Genomic DNA, 19,118 nt, shown 5'->3' on the forward strand with positions numbered 1-19,118 from the left:
GGACCCTCGGCGATCGTGGCCGCAACAACCCGCCGCGAAAGGAATCCCGATGAACCAGACGCATCACACGGCTCCGGTCCCGCAGGGCCTGCCCATGGAGCGCGACGCGGGCCCCTTCGACCCGCCCCGTGACATCACCCGGCTGCGCGAGGCCCGCCCGGTCAGCCCCATGGCCTTCCCCGACGGCCACCAGGGCTGGCTCGTCACCGGCTACGACGCGGTCCGCCAGCTGATGGCCGACACCCGCTTCAGCTCCCGCCAGGACCTCGGCGTCCTCCACCTGCCGTACGAGACCCCCGGCATGCCCGTCTTCACCGAACCGTCCCCGCAGGTCCCGGGCCTGTTCGTCGCCATGGACCCGCCCGACCACACCCGGCTGCGACGCAAGCTCACCGGCGCCTTCACCGTCAAACGCATGAAGATGCTCGAAGAGCGCATCAGCGACATCGTCGAGCGGCAACTGGACGAGATGGCACGCCTGGCCCCACCGGTCGACCTGGTCAAGGAGTTCGCGCTGCCGGTGCCCTCACTGGTGATCTGCGAACTGCTCGGCGTCCCCTACGAAGACCGCGACACCTTCCAGACCAACTCCGCCAAGTTCATGGCCAAGGACCAGGTGCTCGAGGAGAAGATGGCCGCGTACGGCGCCATGAACGGCTACCTCGCCGAACTGGTCACCCGCAAACGCGCCACCCCCGGCGAGGACATCCTGTCCGACCTGGCCCGCCACGACGACCTCACCATCGAGGAACTCACCGGCATCGCCTTCCTGCTGCTGCTCGCCGGCCACGAGACCACCGCCAACATGCTGGCACTGGGCACCTTCGCGCTCCTGGAGCACCCCGAGCAGCTCGCCGAACTGCGCGCCGACCCCGACCTGTTCCCCGACGCCGTCGAGGAACTCATGCGCTACCTGTCCGTCGCCGACATCTTCTACCGCTACGCCACGGAAGACCTCGAACTCGGCGGGGAGACCATCGGCAAGGGATCGACCGTCGTCATCTCACTGCTGGCCGCCAACCGCGACCCCCGGCGCTTCGACCACCCCGACACCCTGGACCTCCACCGCAAGGCCCGCGGCCACACGTCCTTCGGCCACGGCATCCACCAGTGCCTCGGCCAGCAGCTCGCCCGCATCGAGATGCGCGCCGGCTTCGCCGGACTGCTGCGCCGCTTCCCCACCCTCCAGCTCGCCGTCCCCGCCGGAGAGGTCCGCCTGCGGACCGACATGAACATCTACGGCGTCCACGAACTGCCGGTCACCTGGACGGAATCCGCCCGGACGACGGCATGAGGAAGGGAGGGCCGGTGAGTCCCGGCCCTCCCCCCACATCCGTCGGCAGCGGTCAGCGCAGCCGCAGCGCCTTGCGGAGGGTGGTGAAGAGGTCGGTCTGGTTGGTGACGCCCAGGACCCGGTAGGCCTGCGGGCCCTGCGCGGCGATCCGCACCTGGGTGCCGGTGTGCTCCTGCGACTGGCCCGGCGTGTTGGTCGAGTAGTTGACCTTCAGCCGGCCGCCCTCATCGGTGACGAGGGTGGAGGACAGGCCGGGCGGGTTGGCCTCCAGCGGCACCATCTGGCTGGAGTGGCCGTGGTCGGCAGTGGTGACCACCAGCGTGTCGGGGTGCTTGGCGGCGTAGTCGCGGGCCACCTTCACGGCCCGGTCGAAGGCCGCGGTCTCACCGATCTGGCCGCAGGGGTCGGCGGCGTGGTCCTGCTTGTCGATCGAGGCGCCCTCGATCTGGAGGAAGAAGCCCTGGTCCCGGCCCTGGCCGCGCTTCGACTTCTGCTTGTCCTCCAGCAGTTGGATCGCCTTGGTGGCCTGCTCGTCCAGCGCCGGGGTGCCGGCGGGCCGCTGCGCGTTGCTGGTGGTGCAGCGCTGCGGGTCCGTGCCGCCGACGGCCGCGGGCTTGCCGGTCCACTCGACGGGGACGGTGCCCGGCGCGAACAGCCCGAGGACCGGCTTGCCGCCCTCGACGTCCTTGAGGCCCTGCTTGTCGGTGACGATCTGGTAGCCGAGTCTGCGCGCCTGCTCCGCCACCGTCAGGCCCTTGTACGGGCCTTCGGTGATCTTCTGGTCGAAGCGCTGCTTCCCGCCGCCCAGCAGCACGTCCACCTTGTGGTTGACGCTCTGCTCGGCGATCGAGCCGGGGCCGCCCGCGGCGATCGTGTCGGCCGCGCACTTGGCCATGTCGGCCGGCCCCTGGCAGCTGCGGTCGCTGACGTGGGAGGCGAGCACGGCCGGTGTGGCGTCGGTCAGTTCGGCGGTGGTGACCGACCCGGTGGCGTAACCGTTCTTCTGCGCCAGCTCCAGGATCGTCGGCAGCGGCTTGTCGGTGTCCGGCGTCTTGGAGATACGGCCGTTGACCGTCTTGTGCCCGGTGGCCCAACCGCTGCCGCTGGCCGCGGAGTCGGTGACGTAGTCCGGCTTGCCGTTCTTGTCGACCGCGTACGTCGTGTACGCGCCGGTCAGCGGGAACTTGTCCATGTTCAGCCGGCCCGCGGCGCCCACGGTGTAGTTCCGCGCCAGCGTGATCTCCGAGTCGCCCATCCCGTCACCGATCAGCAGGATGACGTTCTTCGCCTTGCCGCCCTGGATCGCGCGCGCCGCCTGGTCCTTGGGGCCGAACGCGGCCGCTCCCGCGGGGACGGCCACACCGGTGGCGAGCAGCACGGCAGCGCCGGTTATGGCGCGGCGGCGGGACAGGCGCAGTCTTCGCATGAAATCTCCTCGTCTACGACCGGCTGTCGCCGGACGCTCGCAGCTCACCAGGAGCGGGTGAACACCGCATGGCCTGCCGGTGGCGCACGGCCCACGGGCGGGTGCCGCGGGGTGGGGAGGAGTTCACGGCGTGCGAACGGAGGGAGCCGGAGCTGTCGGGTGCTTGGCAGGGACGCCCTTCGAGCCGGTGTCGCCACCGCCGCTTAAGGAGGCGAGTACGAGGAGAAGGATCAGCAGACCGGCGCCTCCTCCTGCAGCCGTCGCGGCGGCGGGGCGGTTGATCCGGCGGACGTGTGGTCGGACGTAGTGGCCGTTGCGGTGGTGGCCGCGCACGTGCGTCGTGGGCCCGGTCGCAACGGGCCGAGGGCGGGGAACGGCTGTGCCGGCGCGGCGCGGCGCGTCAACCCGGCCAGCCGGCAGCGCGGCGGCCGACCGAGTGCGGCGATGGTGCGGTCGAACCCAGGTGCCGTCGCTGCGACGGTGACCACGCACGTATGTCATCAGTGAGTTCCTCGCATGAGGCAAGACGGAAGGAGGGGTGAACTCAAATCCAGGTGCACTCACCACGTTAGCCGTGCCCACTGACACTCCGAGCCGCGTCAACTACAGGATGTTGACGCGCAGTTGAATATGCGTGGCACAGGATCCCCGCTGGACTTCCGGCGACACTTCAGAGTCGGTTCGGTATCGAGTGGGCGGGCATCTCAGGCTGGTGAAACCCGGATGATGACGTATGTCGTCCCTCGGTGAGGGAACCGGTCTCCCGGCTGCCGGTGCTTCGTCAGCGGGGCCACTCCTCCGGGGTGCTGCTGGTGACCACGTGGCAGACGGCGGGCTTGCCGGGGCCGGGGGACCGGCCCGTGGCGACGACGCGGACGCCGTCCAGCAGGATGCGACAGGAGACGGTCCCGTTCCCGGTCGGGGTGACCTCCACGCGGGCCTCCTCGCCGGTGTTGACGAGGGCCTCCGTGCTCCAGGGCAGCTTGGTGGGGCCCAGCGTCACGTCCTTGTGGTCGGGCTTGTACTGGTCCGGGTTGTGCCGGTAGCTCACCGCGGCGGCCCGGGGCCCGCCACGGGAGGACGTGGCCTCGTACGTGAGGTACCAGGCGTTTCCGCCTCGCCACTTCTTGATCTCGGTCACGTTGTTCTTGGCCCACAGCATCCCGCCGAGGATGAGGGCCGCGACCGCCACGAAGATGATCACGAAGAGCGCGTCGCCCCGGCGGCGGCGAGACGGCTGGTGCGGTGGTGCCATGGTGACCTCGGCCTGTTTCTGTGCCCTGCCCGTGCTGCCCTGTCGGAGCCGCCCTGTCCGTGCTGCCCTGTCCGTGCTGCGGGGCCCGTGCCGCGTGGCGCGGACTGCGCTGTGGCACGTGGCTTCTTCGCTCTCCGGGCCACCGTACTCAGGGTGAACACGGCGAGTAGTCGACCCGCCGACCGATCTCCTTCTCCCCCTCTGGTCGCACCCGACCGGCACGGAGGACGCCTGAAGGATGACCGGCGAAGGCCGGGGGCGGGAGCCGCTAGCGGGGGTCGGGAGGGGGAGCCTCCGGGGTGGGAGGGGTGCGGTGGCGGGACCGAAGAGGCGTTTGTGGTGGCACTGGAGGGGTGAAGGGGCCTGTGGACGACCCGTTCTGACGGGACGTCCGCCGGGCGTCGGCGTAAGTTCACGGGCATGGTGACTTCGATGACCCAAGAGGACTACGAGCGGCGCATGGAGCGGGCGGGGCAGGCCGCCGCCGAGGCGGGCCTGGCCGGGCTGCTGGTGACGCCGGGGCCGGATCTGACGTGGCTGTGCGGCTACCGGCCGCCCGCGGACACGGAGCGGCTGACCGCCCTGGTGATCGCGCCGGGGCAGCGTTCGCGGCTGCTGGTGCCCCTGTTGGAGCGGCCGGACGCGGAGTGTTCCACCGGGAGCGGGGCGATGGAGGTGTCCGGGTGGAGCGATGGCTCGGATCCGTACGCGGAGATCGCCAAGTGGATCGAGCCGCAGGGGCGTTACGGGGTGTCCGACGCGACCTGGGCGATGCATCTGCTGGGGCTGCAGCGGTCGCTTCCGGGGAGTGCGTACGCCGCGCTGACGGAGGTGCTGCCGATGCTGCGTGCCGTCAAGGACGCGCACGAGGTGGCGCGGCTGGCCGCGGCCGGGGCCGCCGCCGACGCGACGTACGAGGAGATCCTCGGGGTGCGCTTCGCCGGGCGGCGGGAGTCGGAGGTGGCCGGCGACCTCTCGCGGCTGCTGATCGAGCACGGGCACAGCCAGGTGGACTTCACGGTCGTCGGGTCGGGCCCCAACGGCGCGAATCCGCACCATGAGGCGGGGGAGCGGGTCATCGAGGACGGCGACATGGTCGTGCTCGACTTCGGCGGACTGAAGGACGGGTACGGCTCGGACACCACGCGGACCGTGCACGTCGGCGAGCCGGGCGCCGAGGAGCGCAAGGTGCACGACATCGTGCGCGAGGCGCAGCAGGCGGCCTTCGAGGTGGTACGGCCGGGCGTCGCGTGCCAGGACATCGACCGGGCGGCCCGGAGGGTGATCAAGGCGGCCGGGTACGGCGAGTACTTCATCCACCGGACCGGGCACGGCATCGGGGTGACCACGCATGAGCCGCCGTACATGGTGGAGGGCGAGCATCTGCCGCTCGTACCGGGGATGTGCTTCTCGATCGAGCCGGGCATCTATCTGCCGGGGAGGTTCGGGGTGCGGATCGAGGACATCGTGACCTGCACGGACGCGGGCGGGCGGCGGCTGAACGAGACGGCGCGGGAGATGGCGGTGGTGCACTAGCGGGAGGCGGCCCCGGGCTCCGGCTCTCCGGGTTGGAGACCTGGGGCCTGAGACCCGATGCCTGAGGCCCGGTGCCTGAGGCCCGAAGCCTGGGGCCCCGGGACCGGGGCCTGAAGCCCGGGGCGCGGGCCTGGGGCCCCGGGCGCCGCCCGCCCGGTCCGCGCCGGCTGCGGCGCCACTACGGCACCAGGATCACCTTCCCGATCGTCCCGCGGGTCTCCAGGGCGCGGTGTGCGGCCGCGGCCTCGGACAGCGGGAAGGCCTGGACCGCCGGTACGAGCCGGCCGGCCGCGGCCTCGGCGAGCGCGGCGGTCTCCAGGGTGCGGATCGGGTTGGCGCCGCCGGCCCGGGTCAGCATGGGCGGCCCGAGCACCTGCTCGGAGGTGATCCCACGGGCCGCCAGCTCGCCGTCCGTGAACTCCAGCGGGCCGCCGGTGAGCAAGCCTTTCGAGGACCAGCCGAAGACCAGATGGCGGCCGCCCTCGGCAAGGAGGTCGACGGCCGCGCGCCCGGGGGCGCCGCCGACCGAGTCGAAGACGATGGTGGCGCCGGGCACGCCGCGTTCGTCGAGGAAGGCGCGGACCAGCGAGGGCCAGTCGTCGTCGGTGTAGTCGACGGCGAGGTCGGCGCCGAGTTCGCGGGCCCACGCCGCCTTGATGGTGCCGCCGGCCAGCCCGATGACCGTCGCGCCGGCGTTCTTGGCGTACTGGACGAGCAGTGAGCCGATACCGCCGGCGGCCGCGGGAACGAGGACGATGTCGTCGGCGGTCAGGTCGGCGAAGAGCAGGATGCCCATGGTGGTGCGGCCGGTGCCGATCATGGCCACCGCCTGGGCCGCGGTGAGGTTCTCGGGGATCGGGTGCAGCCGGTCGGCGGCCACGACGGCCAGTTCGGCGTAGCCGCCGGGGGCCGCGCCGAGATGGGCGACGACGCGCCGGCCGAGCCAGGCGGGGTCGGTGCCCTCGCCGAGCGCGTCGACGGTGCCGGCGACCTCCCGGCCGGGCACGGTCGGGAGCTGGGGCAGCGGTACGGGCCCGCCCTCCCGGCCCTCCCGTAGGGCCGTGTCCAGGAGGTGGACGCCGGCCGCGGCCACCGCGACGCGGACCTCGCCGGGGCCCGGCACGGGGTCCTCGACGGTCTCGTGGGCGAGGTTCTCAGCGGGGCCGAAGGCATGCAGCCGTATCGCGTGCATGGCGCTGTCTCCTTGGCAGTTGGGACGTGGACGGTTCGCCCTACCCGGCGGGCGAATGCCAACACTCTGTTACCTCAAGCCCGGTTGAGGTCAACCCCCGTGCGGGACGGTCCGGCCGGCCGGGATGTGTGCGCCGAGGGCCGCGCGTGAGGTCCCAGATCCGCTGTTTTCACAGGTCAGGGCGGATTGTCAGTGGGGTGGTCCACGATGGATGGGCAGGGATGGAAGCGGAGGGCGGAACGCGGACGGCGCGAGGGCGGAACGCGGACGGCCTGAAGACGGTATGCGGACGGCGCGAGGAAACGCGTACGGCGCGGGGGCCAACGCGGACGGCGCGAAGACGGAAGAAGGTGATCGCGTGGCGGGGCGCGGTAAGGAGACGGTCCGGGCGGTGCGGCGGCCTCAGGTGCGGTTGCCGGAGCTGACGGCGTACGACGGCGGGGAGCTGGAGGCCGAAGGGGACTACGACGGGCTGGAGTTCGCCGAGGCCGACTGGGCCGGGCAGTCGGCGCGCGGCGCGCGGTTCATGGACTGCGCGGTGCGGCGCTGCGGACTCGACGAAACGGTGCTCGGCCGGGCGCGGTTCATCGACAGCGTGCTGAGCGGTGTGCGCGGGGTGGGGACGGACCTTTCCGGGGCTTCGCTGCGCGATGTGGAGGTGTCGGACGCCCGGCTCGGCGGGGTGCAGCTGCACGGTGCGGTGCTGGAGCGGGTCGTGGTGCGCGGCGGGAAGATCGACTTCCCGAATCTGCGCGGCGCCAAGCTGCGGGATGTCGCCTTCGAGGGCTGTGTGCTGATCGAGGCGGACTTCGCGGGCGCGGAGCTGGAGCGGGTGACGTTCGACGACTGCACCCTGGCGCGGGTGGACTTCTCCGAGGCGCGGATGAAGGACGTCGATCTGCGCGGTGCGGCCGCGGTGGACATCGCGCGGGGCATCGACCGGCTGTCGGGCGCGGTGATCAGCGCGACCCAGCTGATGGATCTGGCGCCGGCGTTCGCGGCGCAGATAGGCGTACGGGTGGAGTGAGGCCGGGCCCGCGCGAGGAGGCCGCGCCCGTGCGAGGAGGCCGCGCCGACCGAGGAGGCCGCGCCGCCCGAGGTGCCGGGGCCCGCCGGGTGTGGGTCAGACCCGGGGGAAGCGGGCCTGGAGGTCCCAGACGGCGGGGTTGTCGCCGAGACCGTCGTGCATGTCGGTGAGGTCGGCGATCAGGTCGTGCAGAAAGTCGCGGGCCTCGCGGCGCAGCGCGGAGTGGTTGAAGGTCAGCGGGGCCTCGTCGGCCGGCATCCAGTCCGCGTCGATGTCCACCCACCCGAAGCGGCGCTCGAAGAGCATCCGGTCGGCGGATTCGGTGAAGTCCAGCTCCGCGTGGATCGGGCGGGCGGAGCGGTTGCCGCGCGGGTCGGTGTCGAGCCGCTCGACGATGTCGCAGAGCGCCCAGGCGAAGTCGAGGACCGGCACCCAGCCCCAGGCCGTGGACAGCTCGCGGTCCGTCTTCGTGTCGGCGATGTAGACGTCGCCGCAGAAGAGGTCGTGGCGCAGCGTGTGCACGTCCGCGGTCCGGTAGTCCGTCTGTGGCGGATCCGGGAAGCGGCGGGAGAGGGAGTAGCCGAGGTCGATCACGTCTTGATGGTGTCACGCCCGTGCGGCGGGCCCTCGCCCGCACCGGCCCGGAACGGAAGGGGGGAGGGACATGGAGGGGCCCGCCGGCGCCTCAGGGCAGCAGCCGCTGCTCCTTGGCGACGGAGACGGCGCCGGCGCGGGTGTCCACACCGAGCTTGTCGTAGATGCGCCCCAGGTGTGTCTTGACCGTGGCCTCGCTGATGAAGAGGGCGCGGGCGATCTCGCGGTTGCTCAGCCCGCGTGCGAGCTGGCCGAGGATGTCCAGTTCCCGGTCGGTGAGGGTGGGGCGCGGACTGCGCATCTGGGCCAGGACACGATGGGCGACCGGCGCCGAGAGCGTGCTGCGGCCGGCGGCCGCGGCGCGGATCGCGGAGAACAACTCCTCCGGCCGCTCGGCCTTGAGCAGATAGCCGGTGGCGCCGGCCTCGATGGCACGGGTGATGTCGGCGTCGGTGTCGTAGGTGGTCAGCACGAGGACATGGGGAGTGCCGCGGCCGGCAGGGGCGGAGCCGGGCGAGCCGGGTACAGGGGGTGAGCCGGGTACGGACGACGAGCCGGGTACGGACGACGAGCCGGGTGCCGCGGGCGCTGAGCCGGGTGCGGCGGCGGCGCGGGCGATGCGGCGGGTGGCCTCGATGCCGTCGATACCGGAGCCGAGCTGGAGATCCATCAGGACCACGTCGGGGCGCAGCGCGGCGGCCAGCGCCACCGCCTCCTCGCCGTCGCCGGCCTCTCCGATGACCTCGATGCCGTGGGCGCTGCTGAGCAGGGCGAGCAGCCCGGCGCGCACGACGGCATGGTCGTCGCAGAGCAGGACGCGTACGGGGGTGTGCTCGGGTGCGCCGGCGGATGGGGTCATGGGGCGTTCTCCAGGGGGACGGCGGCGGACAGGACGGTGCCCTCGCCCGGTGCGGATTCAATGGTGAGGGTGCCGCCGAGCTGCCGCATCCGGGCGTACATGGCGGGCAGGCCGTGTCCCCGTTCGCGCCCGGAGGCGGCGGGGGAGGCGGGGGTGTACGGGGCCGGCGGCGGGGTGAAGCCACGGCCGTCGTCGGCGATGTCGAGGACGATCTGGTCGCCGAGGTAGCTGAGGGTCAGGGTGACGGTGGTCGCGGCGGCGTGCTCACGGACGTTGGCCAGGGCGCCCTGGGCGATGCGCAGCAGCGCGGACTGCACCCGGTCGGGCAGCGGAGCGGGCGTGCCGTCCTGGTGGAACCGTACGGCCGGTCCACGGGGAGCCGGCCCACCGCCCGCCTTCGACCGGTCCACCTCCGACCGGTCCACCTCCGATTGGCCCACTCCCGGCCCGCCCAGCCCCGGCCCGCCCCGCCCCGACTCGTCCAGCCCCGACTCGTCCGTCCGCGCGGCGAGTTCGCGCAGCGCCTGGGGCAGTGAGGCGCCGCCGGCCAGGTCGGCGGGGGCGAGGTCGTGCACGAAGCGGCGGGCCTCGGCGAGGTTGCGGGCCGTGATCTCGGTGGCCGTACGGACATGGCCGCGGGCGGCGGCGCCGTCGAAGTCCCAGACCCGGTCGGCGGCCTGCAGCAGCATTTGCTGGCTGGACAGCCCCTGGGCGAGGGTGTCGTGGATCTCCATCGACAGCCGCTGCCGCTCGGCGAGGGTGCCCTCGCGCCGCTCCGTGGCGGCCAGTTCGCGGCGGGTGCGCAGCAGATCGTCGATCAGCGCCCGCTGGCGTTCGGCCTGCCGCTCCATATGGATGAACACGGCGGTGGCGAGCGCGGCGACGGCCGGCGGGGCCAGCAGCAGATTCGGGTCGAAGCCGGTGGACAGCCGCAGTTGGGCGGCGACGACGAACGCGGTGAGCAGGCCCACCAGCAGCGACGCCGCACCGGCCGGCAGGGTCTGCAGGCCGGTGTAGAACAGCGGCACCGCGCACCAGGCGAAGCTCGGCGCCAGCAGGACCAGGACGACCCAGGTCGCCACCACCGCGCCCAGCCACAGCAGCCGGCGGGCGTTCGGCCGCCGCTCGTCGTGCGTACGGGAGCCGAGCGCCGGGCCGAGGACGTACAGCAGGGCGAGGGCGAGGCTGAGGGCGATGATCCAGGGGGTGCGGGGCTCACCGGGGTGCCGGGTCAGGAAGCGGGCGAGCGAGGCGCCCAGCAGCAGGAAGAACGCGATGTGCATGACCGGGCCCAGCCAGCGGGCGTCCGGATGGGGCTCTCGCGGCGGGTCCGCCGCCGGTGGCTGCGGGGTGCTGTGCACGTGGATCTCCTCATCGGGGCCGTGGCGACCTCGTGGTCATGGTGACCTCATGGCCAAGGCGACCTGGTGGTCGCGACCTCATGGCCGTGGCGAGGCCATGGTGACCTCGTGGCCATGGCGACCTCGTGGTCACGGTGACCTCGTGGTCTGGCGACCTCGTCGTCGTGGTGACCTCGTAGGCCTAGCCCGCGCGGCGAGCGTCCCGCATCAACCGATCGGCCGACACCCGTATCCCCCATCATGCACGGCGATCCCGGCCGGACCACCGATCCGCGCGCCCCCGCGTCCCCTCGACGATGAGGACATGACTGACAACGCCACCACCCAGATGACCGACTCCCCGGCCGCCGCCACGACCCCGGCCGCCGCCACGACCCCGGCCGCCAAGAAGCTGTCCCCGCGCGCCCGTATCGCCGCCGGTGCCGTCGCGCTCGCCCTGCTCGGCGCGGGCACCTTCGGCGCCGTCTCCGCGACCGCCGCCCCCGCGCGGGCCACCACCGCCGCGGCTACCGCCACCGTCGGCGAGAGCCTCACCCGCACCAGCACCCACCTCACGCTCGGCGCCGCCACCCGGGCCGCCCGGGCCGCCGTGGACGCCGCGAAGAAGGGCGGCCATGCGGTCTCGGTCGCCGTCGTGGACCGCAACGGCACCACGCTCGTCCAGCTGCGGGGCGACGGCGCCGGGCCGCAGTCGTACGAGTCGGCCGGGCGCAAGGCGTTCACCGCGGTCTCCTGGAACGCCTCGACCTCGGAGCTGGTCAAGCGGCTCGACCAGGCACCCACGCTCAAGGACATCCCCGGCACGCTCTTCCTGGCGGGCGGCACGCCGGTACAGGCCGAGGGGGCCCCGATCGCGGGCATCGGTGTCGCGGGCGCCCCGAGCGGTGCCCTCGACGAGCAGTACGCCAAGGCCGGCGCGGACGCACTCGGCAAGTAGCGGCAGCCCTCCAAGTAGCGGCAGCCCTCCAAGTAGCGGCAGCCCTCCAAGAAGCGGCAGCCCTCCGCAGACGCCCCGTAGGGCGGGGTCGAACGCTTCCCGTAGGGGACGCGAGCGCCCCCTGCGGGGCCACAACGGGCGGGGCGGGGGAGGTATTCCATGGCCAGCGCCGCGCCCCTACGGCAGCGTCAGCACCCGCGGTCCCTCGTCCGTCACCGCCACCGTGTGCTCGAAGTGGGCGGCGCGGCCGCCGTCCACGGTGCGCAGCGTCCAGCCGTCGCCGTCCGGTCGGTAGTCGTTCCCGCCGCCGGACAGGAACATCGGCTCGATGGCGATGACCAGGCCGTGGCGCAGGACGGGGCCCCGGCCCGGGCGGCCGTCGTTGGGGACCGGCGGGTCCTCATGCATCCGGCGGCCGATGCCGTGGCCGCCGAAGTCCTCGCAGATGCCGTAGCCGGCGGCGCGCCCGATGCTGCCGATCGCGTGGGAGACATCGCCGATGCGGGCGCCGACCACGGCCGCCGCGATGCCCGCCGCCAGCGCCCGCTCGGTGGTGTCCATCAGCCGCCGGTCCTCGGGGCGCGCGGTGCCGACCGTGAAGCTGACGGCCGCGTCGCCCGCCCAGCCGTCCACGACGGCGCCGCAGTCGATGCTCACCAGGTCACCGTCGCGCAGCCGCGATCCGTCCGGGATGCCGTGCACGATCGCGTCGTTGACGGAGGCGCAGATCACGGCCGGGAACGGGGTGGGGGCGAAGGACGGGCGGTAGCCGAGGAACGGCGAGGTGGCGCCGGCCTCGCGCAGGACCGTACGGGCGACCTCGTCCAGCTCCAGCAGCCGCACCCCCGGGGCGGCGGCCGCGCGCACCGCGGCCAGCGCGTCGGCGACCACCCGGCCGGTCACCCGCATCGCGTCGAGTGCCGTATCCGTCTTGATCTCCACCATCCGTATGACCTCCCCAGCGCCCGCCGTCCAGGCAAGCGTTATTTCTTTACCGGTATTTCTTTACCGGTATTAGTATCACGGGCATGGTGCGAACTCCACTGACCCCCTGGGAACGTGAACGCGGTGAACGGCTCGGCGCGCTGCTGCGTACGGCGCGCGGCGGGCGCAGCATGGTCGAGGTCGCGGCGGCGGCGGGGCTGTCCGCCGAGACGCTGCGGAAGATCGAGACCGGCCGGGCGCCCACACCGGCGTTCTTCACCGTCGCCGCGCTGGCCGGCACGCTCGGACTGTCGCTGGACGAGGTGGCGGCACTGGCCACGCCACCCGAAGCGGCCCCCGAGGACGCGGTCGCCTGACCCGCACCGGCCCCCGGAGGCGCACCCGGGGCCGGCCGTCGCCACACGCACGAAGGGCCGGCCCCCAACGGGGACCGGCCCTGCAAGCCTCGTGCGCCTACGCGCCCGTGACGCTCACGCGTCGCGGCCGCTCGCTCGGCAGCCTCAGACGTTCACGCCGAAGTCCTGCGCGATGCCGACGAGGCCCGACGCGTAACCCTGGCCCACGGCGCGGAACTTCCACTCCGTGCCGTTGCGGTACAGCTCACCGAAGACCATGGCGGTCTCGGTGGCCGCGTCCTCGCTGAGGTCGTAGCGGGCGATCTCGGCGCCGCCGGCCTGGTTGATGATGCGGATGAAGGCGTTCCGCACCTGGCCGAAGTTCTGGCTGCGGTTCTCGGCGTCGTAGATCGAGACCGGGAAGACGATCTTGTCGATGTCGGCCGGCAGACCCGCCAGGTTGACGTTGATCTGCTCGTCGTCGCCCTCGCCCTGGCCGGTGACGTTGTCGCCCGTGTGGACGATCGACTGGTCCGGCGTGGCCTTGTTGTTGAAGAAGACGAAGTGCTGGTCCGAGTAGACCTTGCCGCTCGGGTTGACCGCGATCGCGCTGGCGTCGAGGTCGAAGTCCGTGCCGGTGGTGGTGCGGACGTCCCAGCCGAGGCCGACCGTGACGGCCGTCAGGCCCGGTGCCTCCTTGGTGAGGGAGACGTTGCCGCCCTTGGACAGGCTTACAGCCATGGGGATGTCCCTTTCCTTGTCAACGCGTCGATTCGTCGGGCTCCGTACTGCGCACGAAGCTACCGTCACTCACCACAACGCCGTGAGGGGACCACGAGGTTCCAGCTGTCTTTACTCTCTTTGCCGAATCCTGATGCCGAACGCCCCCGCGGGTGCCCTGTAAAGAGGGTGACGGGAGCCCTCGGCCCGGGGATCATAGGACGCATGTCCGGGCCCTATGTCATCCGCGGTTCGGTCGTCCTTCCAGAGGCCGAGCTCGTATGGCGTTTCTCGCGGTCCTCCGGTCCGGGCGGCCAGCACGTCAACACCAGCGACAGCCAGGTCGAGCTGCGCTTCGACCTCGTCAAGACGCAGGCGCTGCCGCCGGTGTGGAAGGAGCGTGCCCTGGAGCGGCTGGCCGGTCGGCTGACCGACGGCGTGCTGTCCGTACGCGCCTCCGAGCACCGCTCCCAATGGCGCAACCGCGAGACCGCGGCCGTCCGGCTCGCCGCGCTGCTGGCGCAGGCCACCGCGCCGCCGCCCGCACCGCGCCGCAAGTCGCGGATCCCACGGGGCATCAACGAGCGCCGGCTGCGGGAGAAGAAGCAGCGCGGCGAGACCAAGCGCGGCCGCTCGGGCCGCGACTGGGGCTGAGCCACCGCCGCCCGGCGCCGAACCACCGCCGCCCGGTGCCAGGCCACCGCCGCCCGGAACGCGACCGCCGGCACCGCCGCCCCGCTCACCCCAAGTGCCGGTACTTCCCCCGGAAGTACGTCAGCGGCCCGTCGTCCTCATTGGGGACCGACGTCGCCAGCACCCGCCCGATGACCAGCGTGTGATCGCCGGCCATCACCCGCTGCTCGGTGCGGCACTCCAGCGTCGCCAGGGCGCCCCCGATGAGCGGGGCGCCGGACGCTTCGCCCCTTACATGCGCGATGTCCTCAAAGAGCAGTCGGTCGCTGATGCGCCCCTTCATGGCGAATCGTCCGGCAATCTGCCGCTGGTGCCCGGACAGCACCGACACGGCCCACAGCGGCTGCGCCGCCAGCAGGTCGTCCATCCGTGAGTCGTTGCGAACGCTCACCATCACCAGGGGCGGGTCGAGGGAGACGGACAGGAACGCCGTGGCGGTCATGCCGACGTCCTCGCCGCGCGGCCCGTCGTCCGGGTCGTGGGCGGTGATCAGCACCACGCCGGCGGCGAGGCGGGACAGGGCGGCACGGAACTCGTCGTCACTCACCCCAACAGAATGCGGGATCGGTGCGCCGCCCGGCACGGATGTCAGGGCGACGGCGGGTGTGGCTGGGGCTGCGGGCCCGGCGGACGCCGCATCGGCGAGGGTTTTCGTGAACACGCCACGAACGCTAACGTCCCAGCGCGCCGGGCCGCATCGGGCCCGGGGACCACTCGCGTCCTAGGTCCGACGACGGAGTCGCCCGGCGTCGGGCGCCCGAAAGTCCGCGAACCTCAGAATTTGCGTTCAGAAAGTGTAGAAATAGTGAACGCGGACTCGAATAATGGGGGCGCCGAAGATCGCCAAAGCTTGCTCACAGTCTGTGACTTGAGTCACAGCAGGCGCTAATTGTTGACCCTGTGTACCGAGTGAACAGCTCACTGTGATTCAGTGAGCGTGGAATCGGACGACGAAGAATCGTGGAGTTTGCTGTCGAGGTCTCAGGGAGAGCGAGCGATGGAGACCGAGTCGGAGCCATACGTCCGTCTTGCGACCCTGCGGCAGCTGCACCAAGTGGTCGCCGAGCTGAACACCGCACGCAGCCTTGCGGACACCTTGCAGACCGTCGCCGACGGCGCGCTCACCGGCCTCGGCTACGAGCTGTCCGCGGTCAACCTCGTCCGCCCCGACGGTGACCTCGTCGTCGCCGCCGTCGCCGGCAGCGCGGGCGCCGAAGCCCTGATGGCCGGGCGGGTCGGCTCACGGGCCTCCTGGGACCGCCGGCTGTCCATGGGCGAACGGTGGGGCGACCTGTGCTTCATCCCGTACACCGAGGGCTGGGTGCTCGACGACGACGACGTCCCCCAGTGGCACACCGCCGGCCCCGCACCCCGCTTCCCCGACGAGTGGCACCCCATGGACCGCCTCTTCGCGCCCATGTACACCGCCGGCAACGGCGGCGGCGAGCTGCTCGGAGTGATCTCCGTCGACCGTCCGCGCAACGGCCGCCGCCCCGGCCCCTGGGGCCAGGAAGCCCTGCAGATGTACGCCTTCCAGTCCGCCATCGCGATCAGCAACGCCCGCCTGCGGGCGAACATGCAGCGCGCCCTGGTCCGGCTGGAGCGCGAGCAGCAGGCCCTGCGCGCCAGCGAGGAAAGCTTCCGGCAGGCCTTCGAGTACGCACCCAGCGGAATGGCCGTCGCCGAAATGGGCGGCGACCAGCACGGACGGCTGCTGCGCACCAACGACGCCCTGTGCCGGCTCCTCGGCCGCACCGCCTCCGGCCTGCGCCGCTACTCCTTCTCCGACCTGGTCCACCCCGAGGACATCGGCACCCTGCTGCGCACCTCCGCCGAAGGCGGCCGCGCCGAGCTGCGCCTCGCCCGCCGCGACGGCACCTACGTCTGGGTCTCGCTGCGCAACTCCGTCGTCGCCGACACCGCCGACGGCCCCCGCTACCTGCTCACCCACGTCGAGGACATCGAGGAACGCAAACGCCACGAGCTGCAGCTCGCCCACCGCGCCAGCCACGACTCGCTGACCGGGCTGCCCAACAGCGCCGAACTGCGCGCCCGGCTCGGCGCCCGGCTGTGCTCGCGCCCACCGGGCTCGATGGCCGACGCCTACGCCTCAGCGGGCGGCGCCCACCCCAGCGATCCGCACGGCTTCCGCGCCGACGGCAAGGAGCCCTTCGACGGCATCGACGGCTTCGAGGGCAAGGCGCCCGTCCCCCTCGACCACCACGTCCACCTCATCGCCCCCGCCGAGGGACCGGCCGACGACGGCTCCAAGGGCCTCGCCGTCCTCTTCTGCGACCTCGACGGCTTCAAGTCGATCAACGACCGCTTCGGGCACAACACCGGCGACGCCGTACTGATCGAGGTCGCCCGCCGGCTGACCAGCGGCGTCCGCGACGGCGACACCGTCGCCCGGCTCGGCGGCGACGAGTTCGTGGTGCTCGCCGACGGCCTGGGCACCGCCGACGCCGCCGACCTCGCGGTCCGCCTGCGCAACGCCATCATCCCGCCCATCCGCGTCGAGGGCCGCGCCGTCCGCGTCGGCGCCAGCTTCGGCATCGGCTGGGCCGGCTGCGGGATGACGGCCGAAGAAGTACTGGAGTCCGCCGACCAGCGGATGTACGTCGAAAAACGCTCCCGCTCCAAGGCCAACCGGCGAGCCGCCGGCTGACCCGGCCCGCGCCGCGACCGCACGGCATGCCGCGCATCTCACACTCACCGCCCACCGGCCACCGCACCAGCAGTTCACCGATCTGTTCACCGATCTGTAGCGATCTTGTGGCCCTCCGGAGCCGGTGTGGCCGGGCCATCACGGGGTAGGCTGCGCCGATGCGGCGCGGCGCCGCCGGGGGCCCCGAAGACACAGCGCGCAGAGACCTCTGCGCACGCGTACCAACGCGTACACGACGCGCACAGATCGCTTGGGAGTGACACGGAATGACGGCCGGCAACAACGGCGCGGACACGCCGGAGAACGACGACCCGTTCGCCTACCTCTACCGCTCGGAAGGCGGCCAGGACGGCGCACCGGGCTCGGCGGGCGACGGCGCGGCCACCCGGCAGCCGGGAGTCCCGCGCACCTCCTACAACCAGGTGCGCGCCGTGGGCCAGCGCCAGTACGGCCAGCAGGCTCAGCAGCAGGTCACCTACGGCCAGCAGAACGCCAGCTACGCCGCACCCGAAACCCTCCCCGGCGGCGAACGCACCCGCACCGCCCCCGCCCCGGGCCACGGCGGCGGCCACGAACCGCGCCGCCGCAACGGCCTGCTGATCGGCGCCGTCGCCGTGGTCGCGGTGGTGTGCATAGGCATCGGCGTCGCCATGCTCACCAACAACGCCGGCGACAAGAAGTCCGACAACGCCGGCAAGCCGGGACCCACGGCCGGCGACACCGTCAAGCCCAACGAGCCCACCAGCAAGCCCAAGCCGGGCGAACTCCCCAAGGAGGAGGCGGCCAGCCTGCGGCTCGACGGCGGCGCGGCAACCGCCAAGGACATCGAGGGCGCCCGCTCGGCGAGCGGCTCGTACGTCGGCGGGTTCAACCAGGTCGGGGCGAAGGTCAAGTGGACCGTGGACCTGCCGGACAACGGCGATTTTCGGCTGTACGTGCGCTACAGCATCCCAGGAGAGGACGCCAACGCCACGCTCTCGGTCAACGGCAAGCCGAACAGCCAGCCGCTTGGCCTGAAGAACTTCATCCACTCCCCGCAGGGCGACTGGAAGAAGGGCTGGCAGTCCACTTGGGCCCCGATCACCCTGAACAAGGGCACCAACACCGTCGAGATCGCGTGCGCACAGGGCAACCAGTGCAACGCCATCCTGGATCAGGTGTGGCTGGCGAACGCCAACTAGTGGCCGGACAGCCGTACTTCCGCACCTCGGCGGGACAAGTCCCTTGTCCCGTGGGTCGCGTTCAAGAGCGTCGCCGTCTGGGGGTGATGCCGTCTCGGCCGGGCTTCCGCGCCGAGACGGGCCCGGTCGCCGCCACCCCTCACGCCACCGCCGGACGATCCGTCACCACCACCCGCCCCAGCAGCTCCTCATAGGTCGAGGCGTCGAACTCGCCCGCCGCCGGGGCCCGTACGGTGGCGGCCGACAGCGCCACCGCCCGCGTCAGACGGTCCGGCCACGGCAACTCCTCCACCAGCCCGGACAGCAGACCGGCCACCGCCGAGTCACCGGCGCCGGTGGGATTGCCCGCGAACCGCCGCGGCGGCGCCGCCTGCCAGGCACCGTCCGCGGTGACCGCCAGCATGCCGTCCGCACCCAGCGACGCCGCCACCGCGTGGGCGCCGCGGCGCCGCGCATCACGAGCCGCCCGCAGCGGCTCCGTGCTGCCCGTCAACGCCGCCAACTCGTCGGCGTTGGGCTTGGCCAGATCGGGACGGGCCGCCAGACCCCGGCGCAGCGGCTCGCCACTGGTGTCGAGGAGGACCGGCACACCCGCGGTGCGCGCGGCACGCGTCAGACGGGCGTAGACATCCACCGGGACGCCCGGCGGGAGACTCCCGCACAGCGCCACCGCCCGCGCCTCGCCCAGCAGTTCGCGATACGTCCCGAGGAAGGCCTCCCACTCGGCCGGAGAGACCGTCGGGCCCGGCTCGTTGAGCTGCGTGGTGTCGCCGGTGGCCGCGTCGACGACGGCGACCGTACGGCGGGTGGCGCCGCCGACCGGGACCAGCGCGTCGGTGACCTCCGTGTCCGCCAGCAGCGCCCGCAGCGCCTCCCCCGTCCCGCCGCCCGCGAAGCCGGTGGCGACCGTACGGTGACCGAGCGCGGCCAGCACACGGGCGACGTTCAGGCCCTTGCCACCGGGGCGCTCGGACACCTCGGTGACGCGATGGGTGCTGTGCGGACGGAGCCGGGGCACGCGGTAGGTGATGTCCAAGGCGGCGTTCAGCGTGACCGTGAGGATCATGGTCCCCCCTCCGGGCAGTCATGGCCGGG

The 19,118-nt window shown here is 72.4% G+C and carries 18 protein-coding genes; 8 read left to right on the forward strand and 10 right to left on the reverse strand.

The features are described 5' to 3' along the window. The first annotated feature begins 49 nt into the window (after window positions 1-49). Window positions 50-1,294: a cytochrome P450 gene (locus tag AC0680_RS17055; RefSeq protein WP_478629145.1), complete on the forward strand. Its 1,245-nt coding sequence runs from the start codon at window positions 50-52 to the stop codon at window positions 1,292-1,294. A gap of 52 nt (window positions 1,295-1,346) precedes the next feature. Here the strand turns inward: AC0680_RS17055 and AC0680_RS17060 are convergent, their stop codons facing one another. Continuing rightward, on the reverse strand, window positions 1,347-2,720 hold the full coding sequence (locus AC0680_RS17060) for an alkaline phosphatase (RefSeq protein WP_478629146.1): 1,374 nt from the start codon (window positions 2,718-2,720) through the stop codon (window positions 1,347-1,349). A gap of 781 nt (window positions 2,721-3,501) precedes the next feature. Further along, window positions 3,502-3,975, reverse strand: a complete 474-nt coding sequence (locus tag AC0680_RS17065) for a hypothetical protein (RefSeq protein ID WP_478629147.1) — start codon at window positions 3,973-3,975, stop codon at window positions 3,502-3,504. Window positions 3,976-4,407: 432 nt separating this feature from the next. Here AC0680_RS17065 and AC0680_RS17070 point away from each other — a divergent pair, with 432 nt between their 5' ends. Beyond that, window positions 4,408-5,511, forward strand: a complete 1,104-nt coding sequence (locus AC0680_RS17070) for a M24 family metallopeptidase (RefSeq protein ID WP_478629148.1) — start codon at window positions 4,408-4,410, stop codon at window positions 5,509-5,511. 178 nt (window positions 5,512-5,689) lie between these two features. Here the strand turns inward: AC0680_RS17070 and AC0680_RS17075 are convergent, their stop codons facing one another. Further along, window positions 5,690-6,703 (reverse strand): zinc-binding dehydrogenase, encoded by a 1,014-nt coding sequence (locus AC0680_RS17075; protein WP_478629150.1) that lies wholly within the window; start codon window positions 6,701-6,703, stop codon window positions 5,690-5,692. A 358-nt stretch (window positions 6,704-7,061) separates the two neighbouring features. Here AC0680_RS17075 and AC0680_RS17080 point away from each other — a divergent pair, with 358 nt between their 5' ends. Continuing rightward, window positions 7,062-7,730: a pentapeptide repeat-containing protein gene (locus AC0680_RS17080; protein WP_478629151.1), complete on the forward strand. Its 669-nt coding sequence runs from the start codon at window positions 7,062-7,064 to the stop codon at window positions 7,728-7,730. A 96-nt stretch (window positions 7,731-7,826) separates the two neighbouring features. On the opposite strand, the gene AC0680_RS17085 is transcribed toward AC0680_RS17080, so the two are convergent. From AC0680_RS17085 to AC0680_RS17095, 3 genes are all read right to left on the reverse strand, one after another. After that, window positions 7,827-8,324 carry a hypothetical protein gene (locus AC0680_RS17085; RefSeq protein ID WP_478629152.1) on the reverse strand — a complete coding sequence of 166 codons (498 nt, stop codon included), beginning with the start codon at window positions 8,322-8,324 and terminating at the stop codon, window positions 7,827-7,829. Between the two features lie 91 nt (window positions 8,325-8,415). Beyond that, on the reverse strand, window positions 8,416-9,183 hold the full coding sequence (locus AC0680_RS17090) for a response regulator (RefSeq protein WP_478629155.1): 768 nt from the start codon (window positions 9,181-9,183) through the stop codon (window positions 8,416-8,418). Further along, on the reverse strand, window positions 9,180-10,466 hold the full coding sequence (locus AC0680_RS17095) for a sensor histidine kinase (protein WP_478629302.1): 1,287 nt from the start codon (window positions 10,464-10,466) through the stop codon (window positions 9,180-9,182). Before AC0680_RS17095 ends, AC0680_RS17090 begins: the two co-directional genes overlap by 4 nt. Window positions 10,467-10,872: 406 nt before the next feature. Between AC0680_RS17095 and AC0680_RS17100 the strand changes: the two genes are divergently transcribed. Next, on the forward strand, window positions 10,873-11,481 hold the full coding sequence (locus AC0680_RS17100; RefSeq protein ID WP_478629304.1) for a GlcG/HbpS family heme-binding protein: 609 nt from the start codon (window positions 10,873-10,875) through the stop codon (window positions 11,479-11,481). Window positions 11,482-11,658: 177 nt separating this feature from the next. On the opposite strand, the gene map is transcribed toward AC0680_RS17100, so the two are convergent. After that, a complete protein-coding gene (map, locus tag AC0680_RS17105; RefSeq protein ID WP_478629157.1) occupies window positions 11,659-12,426 on the reverse strand; it encodes a type I methionyl aminopeptidase in 768 nt (255 codons plus the stop codon). An 83-nt stretch (window positions 12,427-12,509) separates the two neighbouring features. Between map and AC0680_RS17110 the strand changes: the two genes are divergently transcribed. Continuing rightward, window positions 12,510-12,782, forward strand: coding sequence for a helix-turn-helix domain-containing protein (locus tag AC0680_RS17110; RefSeq protein WP_478629159.1), 273 nt, complete (start codon window positions 12,510-12,512; stop codon window positions 12,780-12,782). A gap of 144 nt (window positions 12,783-12,926) precedes the next feature. Here the strand turns inward: AC0680_RS17110 and AC0680_RS17115 are convergent, their stop codons facing one another. After that, window positions 12,927-13,502 carry a TerD family protein gene (locus tag AC0680_RS17115; RefSeq protein WP_468977301.1) on the reverse strand — a complete coding sequence of 192 codons (576 nt, stop codon included), beginning with the start codon at window positions 13,500-13,502 and terminating at the stop codon, window positions 12,927-12,929. Window positions 13,503-13,706: 204 nt separating this feature from the next. On the opposite strand from AC0680_RS17115, the gene arfB reads away from it, so the two are divergent. Continuing rightward, a complete protein-coding gene (gene arfB, locus AC0680_RS17120; RefSeq protein WP_478629161.1) occupies window positions 13,707-14,135 on the forward strand; it encodes an alternative ribosome rescue aminoacyl-tRNA hydrolase ArfB in 429 nt (142 codons plus the stop codon). An 85-nt stretch (window positions 14,136-14,220) separates the two neighbouring features. Here the strand turns inward: arfB and AC0680_RS17125 are convergent, their stop codons facing one another. After that, window positions 14,221-14,835, reverse strand: a complete 615-nt coding sequence (locus AC0680_RS17125) for a flavin reductase family protein (RefSeq protein ID WP_478629163.1) — start codon at window positions 14,833-14,835, stop codon at window positions 14,221-14,223. Window positions 14,836-15,171: 336 nt separating this feature from the next. On the opposite strand from AC0680_RS17125, the gene cdgB reads away from it, so the two are divergent. Both cdgB and AC0680_RS17135 read left to right on the forward strand, forming a co-directional pair. After that, the gene (cdgB, locus tag AC0680_RS17130) at window positions 15,172-16,842 is read left to right on the forward strand and encodes a diguanylate cyclase CdgB (protein ID WP_468977306.1); all 1,671 of its coding nucleotides are present in this window, start codon (window positions 15,172-15,174) and stop codon (window positions 16,840-16,842) included. Window positions 16,843-17,108: 266 nt separating this feature from the next. Next, complete coding sequence (locus tag AC0680_RS17135; protein WP_478629168.1) at window positions 17,109-18,023, forward strand: carbohydrate-binding protein; 915 nt, start codon at window positions 17,109-17,111, stop codon at window positions 18,021-18,023. A 139-nt stretch (window positions 18,024-18,162) separates the two neighbouring features. On the opposite strand, the gene AC0680_RS17140 is transcribed toward AC0680_RS17135, so the two are convergent. Then, complete coding sequence (locus AC0680_RS17140) at window positions 18,163-19,089, reverse strand: 1-phosphofructokinase family hexose kinase (protein ID WP_384424978.1); 927 nt, start codon at window positions 19,087-19,089, stop codon at window positions 18,163-18,165. Window positions 19,090-19,118 lie beyond the last annotated feature (29 nt).

It is taken from the genome of Streptomyces sp. NPDC043738 (assembly GCF_056436545.1).

What these genes read in the sequence shown, in the direction of transcription:
- AC0680_RS17055 (WP_478629145.1), top strand. Translation starts at nt 50, where the DNA reads ATGAACCAGACGCATCACACGGCTCCGGTCCCGCAGGGCCTGCCCATG.
- AC0680_RS17060 (WP_478629146.1), bottom strand. Translation starts at nt 2,720, where the DNA reads ATGCGAAGACTGCGCCTGTCCCGCCGCCGCGCCATAACCGGCGCTGCC.
- AC0680_RS17065 (WP_478629147.1), bottom strand. Translation starts at nt 3,975, where the DNA reads ATGGCACCACCGCACCAGCCGTCTCGCCGCCGCCGGGGCGACGCGCTC.
- AC0680_RS17070 (WP_478629148.1), top strand. Translation starts at nt 4,408, where the DNA reads ATGACCCAAGAGGACTACGAGCGGCGCATGGAGCGGGCGGGGCAGGCC.
- AC0680_RS17075 (WP_478629150.1), bottom strand. Translation starts at nt 6,703, where the DNA reads ATGCACGCGATACGGCTGCATGCCTTCGGCCCCGCTGAGAACCTCGCC.
- AC0680_RS17090 (WP_478629155.1), bottom strand. Translation starts at nt 9,183, where the DNA reads ATGACCCCATCCGCCGGCGCACCCGAGCACACCCCCGTACGCGTCCTG.
- AC0680_RS17095 (WP_478629302.1), bottom strand. Translation starts at nt 10,466, where the DNA reads ATGCACATCGCGTTCTTCCTGCTGCTGGGCGCCTCGCTCGCCCGCTTC.
- AC0680_RS17100 (WP_478629304.1), top strand. Translation starts at nt 10,873, where the DNA reads ATGACCGACTCCCCGGCCGCCGCCACGACCCCGGCCGCCGCCACGACC.
- map (WP_478629157.1), bottom strand. Translation starts at nt 12,426, where the DNA reads ATGGTGGAGATCAAGACGGATACGGCACTCGACGCGATGCGGGTGACC.
- AC0680_RS17110 (WP_478629159.1), top strand. Translation starts at nt 12,510, where the DNA reads ATGGTGCGAACTCCACTGACCCCCTGGGAACGTGAACGCGGTGAACGG.
- AC0680_RS17115 (WP_468977301.1), bottom strand. Translation starts at nt 13,502, where the DNA reads ATGGCTGTAAGCCTGTCCAAGGGCGGCAACGTCTCCCTCACCAAGGAG.
- arfB (WP_478629161.1), top strand. Translation starts at nt 13,707, where the DNA reads ATGTCCGGGCCCTATGTCATCCGCGGTTCGGTCGTCCTTCCAGAGGCC.
- cdgB (WP_468977306.1), top strand. Translation starts at nt 15,172, where the DNA reads ATGGAGACCGAGTCGGAGCCATACGTCCGTCTTGCGACCCTGCGGCAG.
- AC0680_RS17135 (WP_478629168.1), top strand. Translation starts at nt 17,109, where the DNA reads ATGACGGCCGGCAACAACGGCGCGGACACGCCGGAGAACGACGACCCG.
- AC0680_RS17140 (WP_384424978.1), bottom strand. Translation starts at nt 19,089, where the DNA reads ATGATCCTCACGGTCACGCTGAACGCCGCCTTGGACATCACCTACCGC.